Here is a 19,055-nt window from a genome sequence, read left to right on the forward strand (position 1 = left end):
TGCCACCGACAGTGCGGGTGTCCCGCCCGGAACAGCGGGGCAATAGCATGGCTGCGGAGCCCGTCGTCCCGCATGATCGACTCAGGGTCCGTATCCGAACGAGGGGAACCAGTGAGCGAGAGCGGCCGGCCGCCGTCCAAGAACACCAACATCCCGGGCCGGGACGGCGGCAGCGACAAGCCGCCGCGCGAGCCCGGAGGCGGCATCCTCATGGGCCGCTTCTACGGTGTCCCGATCTACGTCGCCCCGAGCTGGTTCCTGGTCGCCGCCCTGATCACCTGGGTCTTCGGCGGCCAGCTGGAAACCGTGCTGCCCGAGCTGGGCCGCATCCGCTACCTGGTCTCGCTCTTCTTCGCGGTCGCCTTCTACGCCTCCGTGCTCATCCACGAACTGGCCCACACCGTCGCCGCGCTCCGCTTCCGGCTCCCCGTACGGCGGATCCAGCTCCAGTTCTTCGGCGGCGTCTCCGAGATCGAGAAGGAGTCGGAGACACCGGGCCGCGAATTCGTGCTCGCCTTCGTCGGCCCGCTGCTCTCGCTGGTCCTGGCCGGGGTCTTCTTCGGCGGCATGCAGTTCGTGGAGTCCGGCACCGTCCCCGGAGTGCTGCTCGCCGGACTCATGGTCAGCAATCTGATCGTGGCCATCTTCAACTTCCTGCCCGGCCTGCCGCTGGACGGCGGCCGGATGCTGCGCGCCGTGGTCTGGAAGATCAGCGGCAAGCCGATGACCGGCACCGTCGCCGCCGCCTGGGTCGGCCGGGGCCTGGCCATCGCCGTACTGATCGGCCTGCCCCTGCTGTCGTACGCGGGCGGGCTGCGCAACAACGGCGACGGCAGCGGCGCGGACTCGCTCACCGACGCCCTGCTCGCCGCGATCCTGGCCGCCATCATCTGGACCGGCGCGGGCAACAGCCTGCGCATGGCCAGGCTGCGCGAGCGGCTGCCGGGACTGCGCGCCCGCACCCTCACCCGCAGGGCCGTGCCCGTCGCCTCCGACACCCCGCTGTCCGAGGCGCTGCGCCGGGCCAACGAGGCGGGAGCGCGCGCCCTGGTCGTGGTGGACGGCGCGGGAGCCGCGACCGCGCTGGTCCGCGAGTCCGCGATCGTCAACATCCCCGAGCACCGCCGCCCCTGGGTCGCCGTCAGCGGCCTCGCCCAGGACCTCACCCCCGGCATGCGCGTCTCGGCCGAGCTGTCGGGCGAGGAGCTGCTCGACGCCCTGCGGGCCGCCCCCTCCACGGAGTACCTGGTGGTCGAGCCCACCGGCGAGATCTACGGCGTCCTGTCCACCGTGGACGTCGAACGCGCCTTCCTCTCGGCGATGTCCCGGCCCGACGCGTGAACAGGCCGACGCGTGATCGGGCCACGTCGGCGGCCCTGGTGAACGGGCGGCCGGAAGCCGCGTGAACAGGCGGCCGTAAAACAGCCGGTAGGGTGGTCTTATGTCCGAACCGACCGGTGCCGCCCGCCGACGCGGGCCCTTCAAAGTCGGGGACCAGGTCCAGCTCACCGACCCCAAGGGACGCCACTACACCTTCACGCTCGAAGCCGGAAAGCAGTTCCACACCCACAAGGGCGCTTTCCCGCACGACGAGCTGATCGGTGCTCCCGAGGGCAGTGTTGTCCGAACCACGGGAAACGTCGCCTACCTCGCGCTGCGCCCCCTGCTCCCCGACTACGTCCTGTCCATGCCCCGCGGCGCCGCCGTGGTCTACCCCAAGGACGCGGGGCAGATCCTGGCGATGGCCGACATCTTCGCCGGCGCCCGGGTCGTCGAGGCGGGCGTGGGCTCCGGCTCGCTGAGCAGCTTCCTGCTGCGGGCGATCGGCGACCACGGCATGCTGCACAGCTACGAGCGCCGCGCCGACTTCGCCGAGATCGCCACCCAGAACGTGGAGCGCTACTTCGGCGGCCCGCACCCCGCCTGGCAGCTCACCGTCGGCGACCTCCAGGACCACCTCTCGGACACCGACGTGGACCGGGTCATCCTGGACATGCTGGCGCCCTGGGAGTGCCTGGAGCCGGTCGCCAAGGCCCTGGTCCCCGGCGGCATCCTGTGCGCGTACGTGGCCACCACCACGCAGCTCGCCCGTACCGTGGAGGCCATCCGCGAGCACGGCACCTTCAACGAGCCCGCGGCCTGGGAGACCATGGTCCGCACCTGGCACGTCGAGGGACTGGCCGTCCGCCCGGACCACCGGATGATCGGACACACCGGCTTCCTGCTCACCGCCCGCCGCCTCGCGGACGGCGTGGAGCCCCCGCTGCGCCGCCGCAGGCCCGCCAAGGGCGCCTACGGCGAGGACTACACCGGACCCGGCAGCGCGAGCGGCGGCTCCGCCCCGGCCGACGCCGCCTCGTAGCGCCACCCGGTCAACAGCGCCGTTTCGGCCAACTTCACCCGGCCGCCGCCGGTTTGCCCTCCGATGGGCACCGGCGGCGGCTTTTTCGCGGTCCGATTCTCCGGGTCCGTGGGCCTTTCCCCGCACCGCACGCGCGGTACCACGGGCAACTGCCGCCCCGCCGTTCCCCCCTGGTGTGACGTATGGCACCATGCTGGCCACCCCCGCCGTTCGACCCCAGGAGACAGGCGAGTGCAGCCGTCCGCAGGCCCGGCCCTCCCGCACACCCGCACCCGCACGGTGCACTGGATCACCACGGCCGCCGCGCTCGGCGCCATCGTGGCCGCGGGGGCCCTCGTACAGCCCGCGGACGCCTCATCGGGCGGCGCCGAGGCGCCCGCCACCCCGGTGGCCGCGCCGGACCCCCAGGCGGTCACGTACCCGCTGGACTGCGCGGGCGCCCCGGTGGAGGTCCTGAACCACGTGTCCGGCGACCTGGACGGCGACGGGCGGCCCGAGACGGTCGTCGTGGTGCGCTGCCGGGCCGACACCGGCACCCCGCCCAGCGGCGTCTTCGTCCTCGCCGCGCCCGCCACCGCGGGCGGGCGTCCGACGATCGCCGAGACCCTGGTCAGGCCCGCCGACAAGCGGTCCGTCACCGGTTTCCGGCTCCAGGGCCGCACCGTACGGGCCACCGTGCTCGGCTATTCGAGCGACACCACGCCGCGCTGCTGCCCCGACCTGAAGCGGGACTACTCCTGGGAGTGGCGCGACGGCCGCTACGTGGCGCTGCCCGGCCCGGCGAACAACAGCATCTGACCGCGGGCGGCCGTCCGGCCGCACGGGCCCGGAGCCCGCCCCCGGCCGCCCGTCCGGCTCAGTCGGCGTCCGGGCCGTACACCTCGACCCGGTCCGCCGCGCGCCGCACGTGAATGCAGTCGCCCGGGCACTCCTTGGCCGAGTCCACCACATCCCGCAACAGCGGCAGCGGTACGGGTACGGTGGCACCAGGTGTCTGGAGCAGCTCGGCTTCCTCACCCTCCGGAGCCGGACCCTTCACATAGGCCAGCCCGTCGATGTCCAGCTCGAAAATCTCGGGCGCGTACTGCACGCAGATCCCGTCACCGGTGCAGAGGTCCTGGTCGATCCAGACCTCGAGTGCTTCGGCCGTCTCGTTGCCCACGGAAACCCTCGCCTGCCGTTCGTCGTTCAGGAAGCATCGGAAACTCATCAGCAACACCATCAGGAAGCAACAGCCTTCGCAGGGTGTTGACCGGATCGACGATACAACCGGCGGCTTTCCGATGGTGATCGGCGGGTCTCGGTGGGTATCTCACTGGCGGAGGGACGTACGCAAGGGTGAAGATCGGACACACCGCGATCGTCTTTTTGATCTAGGGGTTTACACCCCTACCGGCCCAGGTAGGGTCTGGAAACGTCCAGCTCCCCTTGGAGGAGGTGAGGACCGTGGCGGCCCACGACGACGACTACAACCGTGGCGGCCGACCCGCTCGTGGTTCGGAAGACCCCATGAGCCAGGTCGCCTTTCTTGAGCAGGAGATCGCCGTCCTGCGACGCAAGCTCGCCGATTCTCCGCGGCACACGAGGATTCTCGAGGAGCGGATCGTCGAGCTGCAGACCAACCTGGCAGGTGTGTCCGCGCAGAACGAACGGCTGGCGAACACCCTCCGGGAGGCCCGCGACCAGATCGTGGCCCTCAAGGAGGAAGTCGACCGGCTCGCGCAGCCACCTGCCGGCTTCGGCGTATTCCTTCAGGCCAATGACGACGGCACGGCCGACATCTTCACCGGCGGGCGCAAGCTCCGGGTGAACGTCAGCCCGGCCGTCGACCTCGAAGACCTCAGGCGCGGACAGGAGCTGATGCTCAACGAAGCGCTCAATGTGGTCGAGGCGATGGAGTTCGAGCGCGTCGGCGACATCGTCACCCTCAAGGAGGTCCTGGAGGACGGCGAGCGCGCCCTGGTGATCGGACACACCGACGAGGAGCGGGTGGTACGGCTCGCCGAACCTCTCCTCGACGGCGCCCTGCGGACCGGCGACGCCCTGCTGCTGGAACCGCGCTCCGGCTATGTCTACGAACGGGTCCCCAAGAGCGAGGTCGAAGAGCTCGTCCTCGAAGAGGTGCCCGACATCGACTACCGCCAGATCGGCGGACTCGGCGGCCAGATCGAGCAGATCCGCGACGCGGTGGAGCTGCCCTATCTGCACGCCGAACTCTTCAAGGAGTACGAACTGCGCCCGCCCAAGGGCGTGCTGCTCTACGGCCCTCCCGGCTGCGGAAAGACCCTCATCGCGAAGGCGGTCGCCAACTCGCTGGCGAAGAAGGTCGCCGAGGTCACCGGGCAGCCGCAGGGCAAGAGCTACTTCCTCAACATCAAGGGTCCCGAGCTGCTGAACAAGTACGTCGGCGAGACCGAGCGGCAGATCCGCCTGGTCTTCCAGCGTGCGCGGGAGAAGGCGAGCGAGGGCACCCCCGTCATCGTCTTCTTCGACGAGATGGAATCCCTCTTCCGCACCCGCGGATCCGGTGTCAGCTCGGACGTGGAGAACACCATCGTCCCGCAGCTCCTCGCCGAGATCGACGGTGTGGAGGGCCTGGAGAACGTCATCGTCATCGGCGCGTCCAACCGTGAGGACATGATCGACCCCGCGATCCTGCGGCCCGGCCGCCTGGACGTGAAGATCAAGATCGAGCGTCCCGACGCCGAAGCGGCCAAGGACATCTTCTCGAAGTACCTGGTCGACACCCTGCCGCTGCACACCGAGGACCTCTCGGAGCACGGCGGATCCAAGGCGGGCACCGTGGACGCCATGATCCAGTCGGTGGTCGAGCGGATGTACTCCGAGACGGAGGAGAACCGCTTCCTGGAGGTCACCTACGCCAACGGGGACAAGGAAGTCCTCTACTTCAAGGACTTCAACTCCGGAGCGATGATCCAGAACATCGTCGACCGGGCCAAGAAGATGGCGATCAAGGACTTCCTCGACCACGACCAGCGCGGCCTGCGCGTCTCCCACCTGCTCGCCGCCTGTGTGGACGAGTTCAAGGAGAACGAGGACCTGCCCAATACCACCAACCCCGACGACTGGGCCCGTATCTCCGGCAAGAAGGGCGAGCGGATCGTCTTCATCCGCACCCTGGTGACCGGAAAGCAGGGCGCGGACACCGGACGCTCCATCGACACCGTGGCGAACACGGGACAGTATCTGTAAGCACTACCCTCCGGCTGCGGGTCCCCACAGCGGGTACCCGCAGCCGGTGTGTTTCCGGCTCAGCACGGGCCGGAGCCGGGCAAGGAGGGCCGCATGACCGTACGGCGAGTAATGGGCATCGAGACGGAGTACGGCATCTCGGTCCCCGGCCACCCCAACGCCAATGCCATGCTCACCTCGTCCCAGATCGTCAACGCCTACGCGGCGGCGATGCACCGGGCCAGGCGGGCCCGCTGGGATTTCGAGGAGGAGAACCCGCTGCGGGACGCCCGGGGCTTCGACCTCGCCCGGGACTCGGCCGACTCCACGCAGCTCACCGACGAGGACATCGGCCTGGCCAATGTGATCCTCACCAATGGCGCGCGGCTGTACGTCGACCACGCGCACCCCGAGTACTCCTCGCCCGAGATCACCAATCCGCGGGACGCGGTGCTGTGGGACAAGGCGGGGGAGCGCATCATGGCCGAGGCGGCGCTGCGGGCGGCGCAGCTCCCCGGCGCGCAGCCGATCCACCTCTACAAGAACAACACCGACAACAAGGGCGCGTCCTACGGCACGCACGAGAACTACCTGATGAAGCGGGAGACCCCGTTCTCGGACATCGTGCGGCACCTGACGCCCTTCTTCGTCTCCCGCCAGGTCGTGACCGGCGCGGGCCGGGTCGGCATCGGCCAGGACGGCCGTGAGGACGGCTTCCAGATCAGCCAGCGCGCCGACTACTTCGAGGTCGAGGTGGGCCTGGAGACCACCCTCAAGCGCCCGATCATCAACACCCGCGACGAACCGCACTCCGACGCCGAGAAGTACCGCAGGCTCCATGTGATCATCGGCGACGCGAACCTCTCCGAGATCTCGACCTACCTCAAGCTGGGCACCACCGCGCTGGTGCTCTCCATGATCGAGGACTCCTTCATCAAGGTGGACCTGGCCGTCGATCAGCCGGTCCGCACCCTGCACGAGGTCTCCCACGACCCCGCACTGCGACAGCTCGTCACACTGCGTAACGGCCGGACGCTGACCGCGGTACAGCTCCAGATGGAGTATTTCGAGCTGGCCCGCAAATACGTCGAGGAGCGCTACGGCGTCGACGCGGACCCGCAGACCCGCGATGTGCTGGCCCGCTGGGAGGACGTGCTCAACCGGCTGGAGAACGACCCGATGAGCCTGTCGGGCGAGCTGGACTGGATCGCCAAGCGCGAGCTGCTGGAGGGCTACCGGCGCCGCGACAACCTGGGCTGGGACGCCGCCAGGCTGCACCTGGTCGACCTCCAGTACGCCGACGTACGCCCCGACAAGGGCCTCTACAACCGGCTGGTGGAGCGCGGCCGCATGCGGCGGCTGCTGGACGAGCCCGATGTCGTCAGGGCCGCCACCAAGCCGCCCGAGGACACCAGGGCGTACTTCCGCGGGCGCTGTCTCGAACAGTACGCGGACGACGTCGCCGCCGCCTCCTGGGACTCGGTGATCTTCGATCTGCCCGGCCGGGACTCGCTCCAGCGGGTTCCCACGCTGGAGCCGCTGCGGGGCACCCGCAAGCACGTGAAGGAGCTGCTGGACCGCTGTCGCACGGCGGAGGACCTGGTACGGATCCTTTCCGGCGGCTGATCCGCGGCTGAAACGGTCCAGAACCGGGAAACAACCCAGTGGCACTCGTACGTTGACGTAATCGAGCGCTGATGTCGGGCCCTGCTTGTAGGGTCTGATCTTGTAGGCAGTCAACCGAGCGCACGGAATAGCGGGGTGAGGGACATGGCTACCAAGGACACCGACGGCGGACAGCAGAAGGCGACGCGTTCCACGGAGGAGGTCGAGGAGGTCCAGCAGGACGCCCAGGCGGCCGACGACCTCAAGGAGCGCCAGGAGAAGCTCTCCGACGACGTGGACTCGGTGCTGGACGAGATCGACGACGTACTCGAGGAGAACGCCGAGGACTTCGTGCGCTCCTTCGTGCAGAAGGGCGGCGAGTAGGTGGCAGCCGGCACGTATGGCACCGGACGGCTCCCGGCGGCGTTCCTGACGCCGGGATCCTCCTCCTTCCTGGACTTCCTGGGCGACCACTCGCCGGAGCTGCTGCCGGGCAACCGGTCGCTCCCGCCGGTCAAGGGCGCCGTCGAACTCCCGCACGGCACCACCATCGTGGCCGCCACCTTCAGCGGCGGGGTCATCCTCGCCGGTGACCGGCGGGCCACGATGGGCAATGTCATCGCCCAGCGCGACATCGAGAAGGTCTTCCCCGCCGACGAGTTCTCGGCGGTCGGCATCGCGGGCACCGCGGGCCTCGCGGTGGAGATGGTCAAGCTCTTCCAACTGGAGCTGGAGCACTACGAGAAGATCGAAGGGGCGACGCTGTCCCTGGAGGGCAAGGCCAACCGGCTGTCCACCATGATCCGCGGCAATCTCGGCATGGCGCTCCAAGGGCTGGCCGTCGTCCCGCTCTTCGCCGGATACGACACCGAGCGCGAGAAGGGCCGCATCTTCTCGTACGACGTGACCGGCGGTCGCAGCGAGGACGTGGGCTTCACCGCGACCGGCTCCGGCTCGGTCTACGCCCGCAGCTCGCTGAAGAAGCTCTACCGCAGCGACCTCACCGAGCGTCAGTTGGCCACCGCCGTCATCCAGGCGCTCTACGACGCCGCGGACGACGACTCGGCCACCGGCGGCCCTGACATCACCCGGCGGATCTACCCGATCGTCGCGGTGATCACCGAAGAGGGCTTCCGCAGGCTCAGCGAGGCCGAGGTCTCCGAGATCGCCCGCGCCGTGCTGGACGGACGTCTGGAGCACCCCGACGGCCCGCGGGCCGAAGTGCTCTGAGAGCCGGTCAGTTGAGAACCGGTCAAGCGACGCATCCCTCAGAGCCGACAGCAGAAAGGCACGGTTAGCCGGTGTCCACGCCCTTTTACGTTTCACCTCAGCAGGCCATGGCCGACCGCGCCGAGTACGCCCGCAAGGGCATCGCGCGTGGCCGCAGCGTCGTCGTGCTCCAGTACACCGACGGCATCGTCTTCGTCGCCGAGAACCCGTCCCGCGCACTCCACAAGGTCAGCGAGATCTACGACCGGATCGCCTTCGCGGCGGTCGGGAAGTACAACGAGTTCGAGAATCTGCGGATCGGCGGCGTGCGCTACGCCGATCTGCGCGGATACACCTACGACCGCGAGGACGTGACGGCCCGTGGGCTGGCCAACGTCTACGCGCAGACCCTGGGCACCATCTTCTCCAGCGTGGGGGAGAAGCCCTACGAGGTCGAGCTGATCGTCGCGGAGGTCGGCTCGGCCCCCGAGGACGACCAGATCTACCGGCTGCCGCACGACGGGTCGATCGTCGACGAGCACGGCGCGGTCGCGGTCGGCGGCAACTCCGACCAGATCGGCAGCTACCTCGACCAGCGGCACCGCGACGGCATGACGCTCGCCGAGGCGCTGGCGCTGGCCGTCGAATCCCTCGGCCGCGACAACAACGGCAGCGACCGCCAGCTCACCGCCGAGCAGTTGGAGGTCGCCGTCCTCGACCGCACCCGCCCCCAGCAGCGCAAGTTCAAGCGCATCCTCGGCCGCCAGCTCTCCCGCCTGCTGGAGACCGAGTCCGCCTCGACGGCCACCACGGACGACCCTTCGGACGAGGAGGAGTAGCGCCCCGCAGGCGCGCGGCCCGCCCCCCGCGGGGGGCGGGCGGTGACCTGGCGAGGGATCAGGCCGGCGGGGGGGCCGAGGAGCCGCGGACGACGAGTTCGACGGGGAGTTCCACCGGCCCGACGGAGCCCCCGTCGAGAAGGCTGAGCAGCGCGGTCATACCGCGGTCCCCGACCGCCTCGGCGGGCAGCCGCACGCTGGTCAGCTCGGGATCGAGCGCGGTGGCCAACGCCAGATCGTCGAAGCCGGTGACGGACAGGTCCGCGGGCACCCGGAGCCCCAGGCTCCTGGCGGCCTTGCACGCCCCCGCGGCCAGGATGTCGTCGTCGCACAGCAGGGCGGTGGGCCGGGGGCCCGGCCCGCGCAGAGCGCGCAGGGCGGCGGAGCGACCGGCGTCCACGTCCAGGGAGCAGCGCTCGGAGGTGAGTTCCGCTCCGGGAACCGCGGACAGCTCGGCCGCGACCGTCCGCGTGCGCTCGTGGAAGGTCCAGCTGTCGATGTCGGCCGCGACATGGGCGATCCGCCGGTGCCCGAGCGCGACGAGGTGGCGCACCACCTGCCGGAATCCGTCGCCGACCGCCAGGTCGACCGTGGGGGGACCGCCCGGCGCCGCCGGACCGCTGTCCAGCATCACCAGCGGCAGTTCGCCGCCGCCGATGCCGGTCAGGGCGTCCGCGGCCATCGAGGAGGCGATGACCCCGTCGATGGCCGCCCGGGCGGAGCCGAAGGGGTCGCGGGCCGGTCCGACGCCGTCGGGTGACGGGTAGAGCACCACGCCGAAGCCGTGCTCGGCGGCGACCAGCGCCGCCCCCGTATAGACGCGGGCGAAGTACTCGTTGGTGAGCGCGGGCACCACCATCAGGGCCGTCCGGGTGCGGCCGAGCCGCAGATTGCGGGCGGCGAGATTCGGCCGGTAGCCGAGCCGCCCCGCCGCGTCCCGCACGGCGTGCGCCGTCCGCTCCGACACCCGGCCGTGCCACTTCCCGCCGAGCACGAGCGAGACCGTCGCCTGCGACACTCCGGCCGCCCGCGCGACGTCACGAGAGGTCGGCCGCGTACTCCCCGTCAACCTTCCGCACCCTTCCCGTTCGCTCCTGCGGGTGGACCCGCCGACTGCCGACATGGTACGTATGACCGTAGACGTTATACGTAACACGTGAGCGGTCGCGGCCTTCGGGTCGCGGTGCGGGTCGCGGCCGTGACCCGCCGGTCACGGCGGCGAGGCACCGGGGACCGCCGGGGGAGAGGGGCCGGGATGGCTGGGCAGACCGCGGGATACGGGGACCTGCTGCGTACACGGCACGCCGCACGGCTGCTCGGCGGGACCCTCCTCGGACGGCTGCCCAACGCCATGGCGGCGCTCGCCATCGTGCTCTTCGCGCGCTCCGAGGGCGCCGGATACGGCCTCGCGGGCACCCTGTCCGCGATCTACGGCGCCGCCGTCGCCATCGGGCAGCCGCTGCTCGGCCGGGCCGTCGACCGGCGCGGCCAGCCGCGGGTGATGACCGCCGCCGCGCTGCTGGCCGCGGCGGGCTTCGGACTGCTCGCGGCCGTCGGCCCCGACCCGCTGCCGCTGGCCGTCGCCGCCGTCGTCCTGGCCGGGGTCGCCACACCGCCGCTGGAGGGCGGCCTGCGGGCCCTGTGGGCCTCCGTGCTAGGCGACGAGGAGCGGGTGCAGAAGGCGTACGCGCTGGACGCCGCCGCGCAGGAGGTGCTGTTCACCCTCGGGCCGCTGCTGGTGACCGTCATCGTCTCGGCCGCCTCGCAGGCCGTCGCCCTGATCGTCACCGGCGCGCTCGGCGTCGCGGGCACCCTCGTCGTGGTGACCTCCCGCCCCTCCCGGCAGTGGCGGGCCGTCCCGCACGAGGCCCACTGGCTCGGCGCGCTGCGCTCACCGGGCCTCGCCGTCCTGCTCGGCGCCTTCTTCTTCGTCGGCATCGCCCTCGGCGCCGTCTCGCTGGCCGCCGTGGCCTACGGCGACGCGCACGGCGGCGGCCCGGTCGCCGCGTACGTCCTGGCCGCCAACGGCGCGGGCGCCCTCGTCGGCGGCCTCACCTACGGCGCCCGCGTCTGGTCCGGCGTGCCCGAGCGCCGCCTGCGGCTGCTCTCGGTCGGCCTCGCCCTCTGCTACCCGCCGCTGGCGCTGGTGCCGGGCCTGCCCTGGATGCTGCCGCTGGCCGCGCTCGCCGGACTCTTCCTCGCCCCCGCCCTGGCCTGCGGCTTCCTCGTGGTCGACCGACACGCCCCGGCCGGCACCGTCACCGAGGCGTTCTCCTGGGTGGTGACCTCCGCCGGGGTCGGCGCGGCGCTCGGCACGGCCGCCGCCGGAGTCGCCGCCCAACACGGCGGAACGGCCGCCGGATTCGGGGTCGCGGGCGCGGGCGGCGCGGTCGCGATGCTCGTCCTGCTGTGCACCGGCCGAATCCTGACGCCGCCAAACCTCCGGAGCCCCTCCGAAAAAGATCGAAACGGAGCGGTCGAACCTCGTTTCAGCACCACGCATCAGGCGTAATGTTCAGACATGGACCGCCGCATTTTCGGGCTGGAGAACGAGTACGGCGTCACATGCACGTTCAGGGGACAGCGGCGTCTGTCCCCTGACGAGGTGGCGCGGTACCTCTTCCGCCGTGTCGTGTCATGGGGCCGGAGCAGCAATGTTTTCCTCCGCAACGGTGCCCGCCTCTATCTCGACGTCGGTTCGCACCCGGAGTACGCCACTCCCGAGTGCGACAACGTCACCGAACTCGTCACGCACGACAAGGCCGGCGAACGCATCCTTGAGGGCCTTCTCGTGGACGCCGAACGGCGCCTTCACGAAGAGGGCATCGCAGGCGATGTGTACCTCTTCAAGAACAACACCGACTCGGCCGGCAACTCCTACGGATGTCACGAGAATTACCTGGTCGCCAGGCACGGGGAATTCTCCCGGCTCGCGGACATCCTCATTCCGTTCCTCGTCACCCGGCAGCTTCTGTGCGGCGCGGGGAAGGTGCTCCAGACCCCGCGCGGCGCCGTTTTCTGCGTGAGCCAGCGGGCCGAGCACATCTGGGAGGGTGTCAGCTCCGCCACCACCCGCTCCCGTCCGATCATCAACACCCGCGACGAGCCGCACGCCGACGCCGAGCGCTACCGGCGCCTGCACGTCATCGTCGGCGACTCCAACATGTCCGAGACCACGATGCTGCTCAAGGTCGGCGCCACCGACCTCGTCCTGCGGATGATCGAGGCGGGCACCGTGATGCGCGACCTGACCCTGGAGAACCCGATCCGGGCCATCCGCGAGGTCAGCCACGACATCACCGGCCGCCGCAAGGTCCGGCTCGCCTCGGGCCGCGAGGCGTCCGCCCTGGACATCCAGCAGGAGTACTACTCCAAGGCCGTCGAGTTCTGCGAGCGCCGCGGCATCCGCAGCGGTGTCATCGAGCAGGTCCTGGAGCTGTGGGGCCGCACCCTGGACTCCATCGGCAGCGGCGACCTCGCCCGGATCGGCACCGAGATCGACTGGGTGATGAAGTACCAGCTCATCGAGCGCTACCGGAACCGGGACAACATCACGATGTCCCACCCCCGGGTCGCCCAGATCGACCTCGCCTACCACGACATCCACCGCCGCCGCGGCCTGTACTACCTGCTGGAACGCAAGGGCCAGGCCAAGCGGATCTGCACCGACCTGAAGATCTTCGAGGCCAAGTCGGTGCCCCCGCAGACCACCAGGGCGCGGCTGCGCGGCGACTTCATCCGCCGCGCGCAGGAACAGCGCCGCGACTTCACCGTCGACTGGGTGCACCTGAAGCTCAACGACCAGGCGCAGCGCACCGTGCTGTGCAAGGACCCCTTCCGGTCGGTCGACGACCGGGTGGAGAAGCTCATCGCCGGTATGTAGGCCGGTACGCGAGCCGATATGTCCTACCGGCGGCGTGACATCCCGGTACGACCTGTCGGTTAGACGTACCGGCGCACGCCATGACCCGGCGTCACAGACAGCACACAGGCCCCGTGCAGAACTCGTACGGGGCCTGTGGCACGCCGTAGGGTGTGGGACGGCATCCAGCCGCCGTTCCCGAACCCGATCCGAACCGAGGACATCCGTGCGCCGACGCTCCGTACTGCTCGCCGTGCCCGCGCTCATGCTCACCGCCGCCGGTTGTGGCAGCGACGACAGCAAGAGCAAGAGCGACCCGGCGGCATCCGAATCCCCCTCGACCTCGGGCTCGCCGTCCGCGTCCGCCACGCCCAGCACGAAGATCGTGGCGGGCCCCGTACCGGACATCACCGGCGGCACCAAGTTCGGCGAGAAGCCCACCGTCGCCAAGGGCACCGGCACCCCGTCCACCGACCTGGCCGTCAAGACCGTCATCCAGGGCGACGGCGCCGCCATCGTCGCGGGCGACTACGTCACGACCAACTACCTCGGCCAGATCTGGGACACCGCCAAGGTCTTCGACACCTCCTACGGCCGCGCGCCGTACACCAACGTCATCGGCCAGGGGAAGGTCATCCCCGGCTGGGACAAGGGCCTGGTCGGCCAGAAGGTCAACAGCCGCGTCGAGATGGCGATCCCGCCGGCCCTGGGCTACGGCACCTCGGGCAACTCCCAGGCGGGCATCAAGGGCACCGACACGCTGGTCTTCGTGATCGACGTGCTGGCGACCTACAACGCCAAGAGCTCCGCCAAGGGCAAGGCCGTCCCGCAGAACGACGCGAATCTGCCGAAGGTCGGCACCAACACCGACGGCAAGGCGCCCAGCATCACGGTGCCCAAGGTCAAGGCGCCGACCAAGCTGGTCTCCGAGTACATCCTGGAGGGCGACGGCGCCGCGGTGAAGGCCACCGACACGCTGCTGCTCCAGTACAAGGGCGTGCTGTGGGACGGCGGCAAGGAGTTCGACGCCAGCTACACCGCCGGTCAGCTCGCCGCCTTCCCGCTCGCGCAGCTCATCAAGGGCTGGCAGGAGGGCCTGGTCGGCAAGAAGGCGGGCAGCCGCGTCATGCTGGTGACCCCCGGAGACCTGGCCTACGGCGCCACGCCGCCCAGCGGCAGCAACATCCCGGCCAACGCCACCCTGGTCTTCTCCTTGGACATCCTGGCGATTCTGTAAGACTGTCCAGGTTGCCCGCAACGCACAAGGAGCATTGAAGTGAGCATCGAGAAGCCCGAGATCGACTTCCCGGGCGGCGAGCCGCCGGCCGACCTGGAGATCAAGGACATCTGGGAGGGCGACGGCCCGGTCGCCAAGGCCGGGGACACGGTCTCCGTCCACTACGTCGGCGTGGCCTTCTCCTCCGGCGAGGAGTTCGACGCGAGCTGGAACCGCGGCTCCGCGCTCCAGTTCAAGCTCGGCGTCGGACAGGTCATCGCCGGCTGGGACCAGGGCGTGCAGGGCATGAAGGTCGGCGGTCGCCGCCAGCTCATCATCCCCGCGCACCTCGCCTACGGCGACCGCGGCGCCGGCGCCGCGATCAAGCCCGGCGAGACCCTGATCTTCGTCTGCGACCTCGTCGCCGTCTGATCGGGCCCGTCCGCACAGCCGTCACAGGAGCCCCGGCCTGCCAGGCCGGGGCTCCTCGGCTTTTGTCGCGGGACCTCGGGGCGGTACGGTCGGCGACGAGAGCCGAACGAAGGGTGCGGGATGGCGATTGCCAAGGCTGAGCGGTTGATGAATCTCGCACTGTGCCTGATGAACACCCGGCGGCCGGTCAGCAAACGCGAGCTGCGCAGCTCCATCGAGGCGTACCACGAGGTCACCTCCGACGACTCCTTCAACCGGATGTTCGAACGGGACAAGGACGACCTGCGCGAGCTGGGTCTGGTCATCGACACGGTGGAGAGCATCGACGGCGAGTTCGGCTACCTGGCGCGGCGCGACCGCAACCGGCTGCCCGACATCGCCCTCGATCCCGAGGAGGCCGCCGCGCTCGCGCTGGCCGCCAAGGTCTGGCAGCAGGCCAGATTCGCCGAGGCCGCCAGCGGCGCGCTCCAGAAGCTGCGCGCGGCGGGCGTCCCGTACGAGGACACCCACAGCGCCCTCGAACCGCGCATCCCCACGCCGGAACCCGCCTTCGAGGCCCTGATGCTCGCCACCCGCGAGCGGCGCGCCGTCTCCTTCGAGTACCGCAAGGCCAACGCCGCACGGCCGGAGCCGCGGCAGATCGAGCCGTGGGCGCTGGAGTGCTGGCGCGGCCACTGGTACGTGGCGGGCTGGGACCGCGACCGCGGCGCCGTCCGCGTCTTCCGGCTCTCCCGGATCAGCGGCAAGGTCCGCGCCCGCGGCGCCTTCACCACCGAGGTGCCCGCGCACGTCGACGTCCGCGAGGCGGTGGCCCGCTGGGCGGGCGAGGGCGCCACCGCCACCGCCCGCATCCGGCTGCGCCGCGACAGCGGCTACCCGCTGCGCTCCCGCGCCGTGACGACCACCCCGGTGGACGCCGACTGGGACGAGCTGGAGATCCCCTACGGGCACGGACTCGACGCCTGGCTGGCCGAGTTCGGCCCCGACGTACTCGTCCTGGCGCCCGAGGAGCTGCGCACGGACGTACTGGACCGGCTGCGCGCCGTGGCGAAGGGCTGACGTGGCCGACGTGAGCGACGCACGCGGGGCCGCCGGGCGGCGGACCAGGACGACGGCCGCGGCCTTGCGCCGGGCGGGCACGGAAGCGAAGAACAGGCGGGGGACGGCGGCGTGAGCAACGCGATCGACCAGACGCGCAGGATGCTGTCCCTGGTGACGTATCTGCGGGAGCGGCCCGGAGCACGGGTCAGCGAGGTGGCACGGGCCTTCGGGGTGACCGAGGCCGAGCTGATCGGCGACCTCAATGTGCTGCCGCTGTGCGGCACCAGCTTCCGCGGCGGCGACCTGCTGGACATCGACACCGACGGCGAACGGATCTGGTGGCACAACCCCGGCACCGCGGACGACGTGGCGCAGCCGCTGCGGCTGGCCGCGGACGAGGCCACCGCGCTGCTGGTGGCCGCCCGCGCGGTGGCCAATCTGCCGGGCCTGCGGGACAGCGACCGGCAGGCGCTGCTGCGCGCCGGGGCGAAGCTGGAGGCCGCCGCGGGCGAGGCGGCCGGGGCCAGCGCGCAGCTCTCGGTGACCTTCGAGTCCGAGGGCAGCGTGTTCGCCACCGTGGACCGGGCGATCACCGAGCGGCGGCGGCTGTGGATGCGCTACTACTCGCCCGCCAGGGACGCGCTGACCGAGCGCGAGGTCGACCCGATCCGGCTGTTCGCCGTCGGCCACACCTACTTCGAGGGCTGGTGCCGCCTCTCGGAGGACCGGCGCACCTTCCGGCTGGACCGGGTCGAGGAGATCCGGCTGCTGGACGAGCCGTCCGACCCGCCGCGGCTCCAGCCGCGCGACCTGTCGCAGGGCCTGGTCCAGCCCGCGGGCGACGACCCCGAGGTAGTGATCGAAGTGGGCCCCGGCGGGCGCTGGGTCGCGGAATACTATCCGCACGACAGTGCCGAGGAGCAGCCCGACGGCGGCCTGCGCATCACCTTGCGCACCCCCGACCCCGGGTCGCTGCGGCGGCTCGCGCTGCGGCTCGGCAAGGACGGCCGGATCGTGTCGCCCCCCGAACTGGCGGGGGACGCGCGCGACGCCGCCGTGCTGGCGCTCGCCGCCTACGGGGAGTGAGAGGACATCACGATGACGGCCACGGCGTCCGGCTGCGCGCCCATGACCATGCCCGTGCTCTTCCGCGCGGGCTGCCCGCACTGCCGCACCAGCTTCGAACTGTCCGCGGGAGCGCTGCTGCTGGCGATCGGCGGCTCGGCGCGTACGACCTTCTACTCCTTCACCTGCCCCGAATGCGACACCGCCGTCCGCAAACCGGCGGGGGAGCGGATCGTCGAACTGCTCACGGTCGGCGGGGTCCGCACGATGCGACTCCACGCCCCCTGACGGGTGTTCACGTCGGGCGGCCGCGGCCGGGCCCGGTGCGCACGGGGGTGGTACGGAACAGGCCGGTACGGAACAGGCCGGTACGGGTGGCGTCGGCGCGGAAACGGAACCGGTAGGCTCGCGGCCCATGTGGTGGCTCTATCTCTGCGTCGGCCTGGCGACCGCGGGACTCCTGGTGCTCGGGGTGCTGGCGGTCCGGGTCTTCGCCGCCGTCCAGGAACTGGCCCGGCAGGTGGCCGCGGCCACCGACGCGCTGGCCGCCGCGGGCGACCGTCTGCAGCGCGCCGCCCGCCCGTTGAGCGAGCGTGCCGGGCAGATCTCCAGAAGCTGAGCCTGCCGCGAGGCCGCGAACGCGGGGTACGCTGACCGGGCGGCCCGTACTCACGAGCGCGGCGAGGGTCGCAATCCGGCGGATTCCGGGGCATTCCCCGGTGTTCACCGGTGCACGATACGATCACAGCCAGCGCGGCGGCCGGGCACCTGCCCGAATCGTCGTGCACCTGCGGAAGCGGACGCGCGAGCGCCACGCCCTCGCAGTCACGGAACACGCCGCCCACCGGTGAGAAGGTAGACATTTTATGCTCGGCAATCTCAAGCCCCTAGAGATCGTCCTGATCCTTCTCGTCGTCGTCCTGCTCTTCGGCGCGAAGAAGCTGCCCGACATGGCCCGGTCGCTCGGCAAGTCGGCGCGCATCCTCAAGAGCGAGGCCAAGGCGATGAAGAACGACGACTCCGGCACCGCGGAGTCCACCGCCGCCCCGGCTCCCCAGGAGCAGGCCGCACCCCGCACCATCCAGGCCGCGCCCGGCGACACCACGAGCGCCCGTCCGGTCTCCGAGCCGGCGGACCGCACGCCCCGGGCCTGACCTGACCCTCTGCTGAAGGACGAAGCCGACCGCGAGCCGGGCGGCTGCCGCACGAGACGAGGACGTGGGTGCTCAAGACTGCCCGCAAGCAGGAGAAGGACCCCGAGGGGCGGATGCCCCTCGCGGACCACCTGCGTGAGCTGCGCAACAGGCTGGCCAAGTCCGTCCTGGCGATCCTGGCCGTCACGATCGTGGCGGCGTTCGTCTACAAGGACATCATTCACTTCTTCCAGCACCCGATCCTCAAGTCGGTCGGCTGTGTGGACGGTGCGACGCACCAGAAGAACGGCCAGCCCTGCGCCCAGATGACCGTCAACGGTCTGCTCGGCGGTTTCTCCATCGCGCTGAAGGTCTCGCTGATGGCGGGCATCCTCTGCGCCTCGCCGGTCTGGCTCTACCAGCTCTGGGCGTTCCTCGCGCCCGGCCTGCACCGCAGCGAGAAGCGGTACACCCTCGGCTTCGTCGGCGCGGGTGTCCCGCTCTTCTTCGCCGGTGCCTGGCTGGCCTACGCGATCCTGCCGCAGACCGCCAGGATCATGATCGGCTTCGTGCCGGACGACACCACCAACCTGCTGGCCCTCGACGACTTCCTCGACCTCGTCGTCCGCATGGTGATCGTCTTCGGCCTCGCCTTCGAACTGCCCCTGGTGCTGGTGCTGCTCAACTTCACCGGCATGGTCAGCGGCCGTCGCATGCTCGGCTGGTGGCGCGGCATGGTGATCGGCATCACCGTCTTCGCCGCGGTCGCCACGCCCACCGGCGACCCGCTCACCATGTGCCTGCTGGCCGCGCCGATCGTCTTCCTGTACTTCGTCGCCATGGGCATCTGCTTCTTCAACGACAGCCGCCGCAAGCGCCGACTCGAAGCGAACCCGGACTACGCCCTCGACCCGGACGAGGCGTCCACCCTGGACCACGTCCCGGAGCAGATCGCCGCCGAGCCGTACGAGGACCGGACCGGCGAGCGCGTCGACGACGGCTACGACGACGCGACCTGAGCGCACGACCGCCCGGCCGGCCCCTGACACCGCCGCCCCCCACCGCTACTGGTGGGGGGCGGCTGTCCGGTAGGGTCCGC

Annotated in this window: 20 protein-coding genes; 18 read left to right on the top strand and 2 right to left on the bottom strand. The window is 70.7% G+C overall.

Features of this window, described 5'->3' with window-relative positions; all coding sequences use genetic code 11:
- The first annotated feature begins 72 nt into the window (after window positions 1-72).
- The 3 genes from ACIP4Z_RS11495 to ACIP4Z_RS11505 all read left to right on the top strand — a co-directional run bounded on the left by ACIP4Z_RS11495 (window position 73) and on the right by ACIP4Z_RS11505 (window position 3,160).
- The gene (locus tag ACIP4Z_RS11495) at window positions 73-1,341 is read left to right on the top strand and encodes a site-2 protease family protein (RefSeq protein ID WP_391161052.1); all 1,269 of its coding nucleotides are present in this window, start codon (window positions 73-75) and stop codon (window positions 1,339-1,341) included.
- Between the two features lie 100 nt (window positions 1,342-1,441).
- Entirely contained in the window at window positions 1,442-2,362 is a 921-nt protein-coding gene (locus tag ACIP4Z_RS11500; RefSeq protein WP_355333006.1) for a tRNA (adenine-N1)-methyltransferase, read from the top strand.
- 231 nt (window positions 2,363-2,593) lie between these two features.
- Window positions 2,594-3,160, top strand: coding sequence for a hypothetical protein (locus ACIP4Z_RS11505; RefSeq protein WP_391161047.1), 567 nt, complete (start codon window positions 2,594-2,596; stop codon window positions 3,158-3,160).
- A 58-nt stretch (window positions 3,161-3,218) separates the two neighbouring features.
- Here ACIP4Z_RS11505 and ACIP4Z_RS11510 read toward each other — a convergent pair whose 3' ends face one another.
- Window positions 3,219-3,572 (bottom strand): ferredoxin, encoded by a 354-nt coding sequence (locus ACIP4Z_RS11510; RefSeq protein ID WP_355333001.1) that lies wholly within the window; start codon window positions 3,570-3,572, stop codon window positions 3,219-3,221.
- 236 nt (window positions 3,573-3,808) lie between these two features.
- On the opposite strand from ACIP4Z_RS11510, the gene arc reads away from it, so the two are divergent.
- The 5 genes from arc to prcA all read left to right on the top strand — a co-directional run bounded on the left by arc (window position 3,809) and on the right by prcA (window position 9,207).
- Window positions 3,809-5,575: a proteasome ATPase gene (gene arc, locus ACIP4Z_RS11515; RefSeq protein ID WP_355332999.1), complete on the top strand. Its 1,767-nt coding sequence runs from the start codon at window positions 3,809-3,811 to the stop codon at window positions 5,573-5,575.
- Between the two features lie 93 nt (window positions 5,576-5,668).
- Entirely contained in the window at window positions 5,669-7,180 is a 1,512-nt protein-coding gene (gene dop, locus ACIP4Z_RS11520; protein ID WP_355332996.1) for a depupylase/deamidase Dop, read from the top strand.
- A 144-nt stretch (window positions 7,181-7,324) separates the two neighbouring features.
- Window positions 7,325-7,543, top strand: a complete 219-nt coding sequence (locus ACIP4Z_RS11525; protein ID WP_188282985.1) for a ubiquitin-like protein Pup — start codon at window positions 7,325-7,327, stop codon at window positions 7,541-7,543.
- On the top strand, window positions 7,544-8,389 hold the full coding sequence (prcB, locus tag ACIP4Z_RS11530; protein ID WP_355332993.1) for a proteasome subunit beta: 846 nt from the start codon (window positions 7,544-7,546) through the stop codon (window positions 8,387-8,389).
- Between the two features lie 71 nt (window positions 8,390-8,460).
- The gene (gene prcA / locus ACIP4Z_RS11535; RefSeq protein WP_188282987.1) at window positions 8,461-9,207 is read left to right on the top strand and encodes a proteasome subunit alpha; all 747 of its coding nucleotides are present in this window, start codon (window positions 8,461-8,463) and stop codon (window positions 9,205-9,207) included.
- 58 nt (window positions 9,208-9,265) lie between these two features.
- Here the strand turns inward: prcA and ACIP4Z_RS11540 are convergent, their stop codons facing one another.
- Entirely contained in the window at window positions 9,266-10,330 is a 1,065-nt protein-coding gene (locus ACIP4Z_RS11540; protein ID WP_401306760.1) for a LacI family DNA-binding transcriptional regulator, read from the bottom strand.
- A gap of 132 nt (window positions 10,331-10,462) precedes the next feature.
- Here ACIP4Z_RS11540 and ACIP4Z_RS11545 point away from each other — a divergent pair, with 132 nt between their 5' ends.
- The 10 genes from ACIP4Z_RS11545 to tatC all read left to right on the top strand — a co-directional run bounded on the left by ACIP4Z_RS11545 (window position 10,463) and on the right by tatC (window position 18,975).
- Window positions 10,463-11,719, top strand: a complete 1,257-nt coding sequence (locus tag ACIP4Z_RS11545) for an MFS transporter (protein WP_401306763.1) — start codon at window positions 10,463-10,465, stop codon at window positions 11,717-11,719.
- Window positions 11,720-11,728: 9 nt separating this feature from the next.
- A complete protein-coding gene (gene pafA / locus ACIP4Z_RS11550) occupies window positions 11,729-13,090 on the top strand; it encodes a Pup--protein ligase (protein WP_355332986.1) in 1,362 nt (453 codons plus the stop codon).
- 205 nt (window positions 13,091-13,295) lie between these two features.
- Window positions 13,296-14,306, top strand: coding sequence for an FKBP-type peptidyl-prolyl cis-trans isomerase (locus tag ACIP4Z_RS11555; protein WP_355332984.1), 1,011 nt, complete (start codon window positions 13,296-13,298; stop codon window positions 14,304-14,306).
- A 39-nt stretch (window positions 14,307-14,345) separates the two neighbouring features.
- Complete coding sequence (locus ACIP4Z_RS11560) at window positions 14,346-14,717, top strand: FKBP-type peptidyl-prolyl cis-trans isomerase (RefSeq protein WP_188282992.1); 372 nt, start codon at window positions 14,346-14,348, stop codon at window positions 14,715-14,717.
- A 120-nt stretch (window positions 14,718-14,837) separates the two neighbouring features.
- Complete coding sequence (locus ACIP4Z_RS11565; RefSeq protein WP_355332982.1) at window positions 14,838-15,776, top strand: WYL domain-containing protein; 939 nt, start codon at window positions 14,838-14,840, stop codon at window positions 15,774-15,776.
- 141 nt (window positions 15,777-15,917) lie between these two features.
- Entirely contained in the window at window positions 15,918-16,844 is a 927-nt protein-coding gene (locus tag ACIP4Z_RS11570; RefSeq protein WP_355333585.1) for a WYL domain-containing protein, read from the top strand.
- Between the two features lie 12 nt (window positions 16,845-16,856).
- Window positions 16,857-17,111, top strand: coding sequence for a hypothetical protein (locus ACIP4Z_RS11575; RefSeq protein ID WP_355332980.1), 255 nt, complete (start codon window positions 16,857-16,859; stop codon window positions 17,109-17,111).
- 127 nt (window positions 17,112-17,238) lie between these two features.
- Entirely contained in the window at window positions 17,239-17,442 is a 204-nt protein-coding gene (locus tag ACIP4Z_RS11580; protein WP_355332978.1) for a hypothetical protein, read from the top strand.
- Between the two features lie 247 nt (window positions 17,443-17,689).
- Window positions 17,690-17,977, top strand: a complete 288-nt coding sequence (gene tatA, locus ACIP4Z_RS11585; RefSeq protein WP_188282996.1) for a Sec-independent protein translocase subunit TatA — start codon at window positions 17,690-17,692, stop codon at window positions 17,975-17,977.
- Window positions 17,978-18,045: 68 nt separating this feature from the next.
- Window positions 18,046-18,975, top strand: a complete 930-nt coding sequence (tatC, locus tag ACIP4Z_RS11590; RefSeq protein ID WP_355332976.1) for a twin-arginine translocase subunit TatC — start codon at window positions 18,046-18,048, stop codon at window positions 18,973-18,975.
- The last annotated feature ends 80 nt before the right edge of the window (window positions 18,976-19,055 follow it).

This window comes from Streptomyces sp. NPDC088910 (assembly GCF_044749865.1).
In the GTDB taxonomy this organism is placed as follows: Bacteria; Actinomycetota; Actinomycetes; order Streptomycetales; family Streptomycetaceae; genus Actinacidiphila.

Excerpts from the sequence above, each read along its gene's own strand:
- ACIP4Z_RS11565 (WP_355332982.1), top strand. The coding sequence starts at position 14,838 with ATGGCGATTGCCAAGGCTGAGCGGTTGATGAATCTCGCACTGTGCCTG.
- dop (WP_355332996.1), top strand. The coding sequence starts at position 5,669 with ATGACCGTACGGCGAGTAATGGGCATCGAGACGGAGTACGGCATCTCG.
- ACIP4Z_RS11495 (WP_391161052.1), top strand. The coding sequence starts at position 73 with ATGATCGACTCAGGGTCCGTATCCGAACGAGGGGAACCAGTGAGCGAG.
- ACIP4Z_RS11525 (WP_188282985.1), top strand. The coding sequence starts at position 7,325 with ATGGCTACCAAGGACACCGACGGCGGACAGCAGAAGGCGACGCGTTCC.
- tatA (WP_188282996.1), top strand. The coding sequence starts at position 17,690 with ATGCTCGGCAATCTCAAGCCCCTAGAGATCGTCCTGATCCTTCTCGTC.
- ACIP4Z_RS11510 (WP_355333001.1), bottom strand. The coding sequence starts at position 3,572 with ATGAGTTTCCGATGCTTCCTGAACGACGAACGGCAGGCGAGGGTTTCC.
- ACIP4Z_RS11570 (WP_355333585.1), top strand. The coding sequence starts at position 15,918 with ATGCTGTCCCTGGTGACGTATCTGCGGGAGCGGCCCGGAGCACGGGTC.
- ACIP4Z_RS11500 (WP_355333006.1), top strand. The coding sequence starts at position 1,442 with ATGTCCGAACCGACCGGTGCCGCCCGCCGACGCGGGCCCTTCAAAGTC.
- pafA (WP_355332986.1), top strand. The coding sequence starts at position 11,729 with ATGGACCGCCGCATTTTCGGGCTGGAGAACGAGTACGGCGTCACATGC.
- ACIP4Z_RS11575 (WP_355332980.1), top strand. The coding sequence starts at position 16,857 with ATGACGGCCACGGCGTCCGGCTGCGCGCCCATGACCATGCCCGTGCTC.
- ACIP4Z_RS11540 (WP_401306760.1), bottom strand. The coding sequence starts at position 10,330 with ATGTCGGCAGTCGGCGGGTCCACCCGCAGGAGCGAACGGGAAGGGTGC.
- ACIP4Z_RS11580 (WP_355332978.1), top strand. The coding sequence starts at position 17,239 with ATGTGGTGGCTCTATCTCTGCGTCGGCCTGGCGACCGCGGGACTCCTG.
- ACIP4Z_RS11545 (WP_401306763.1), top strand. The coding sequence starts at position 10,463 with ATGGCTGGGCAGACCGCGGGATACGGGGACCTGCTGCGTACACGGCAC.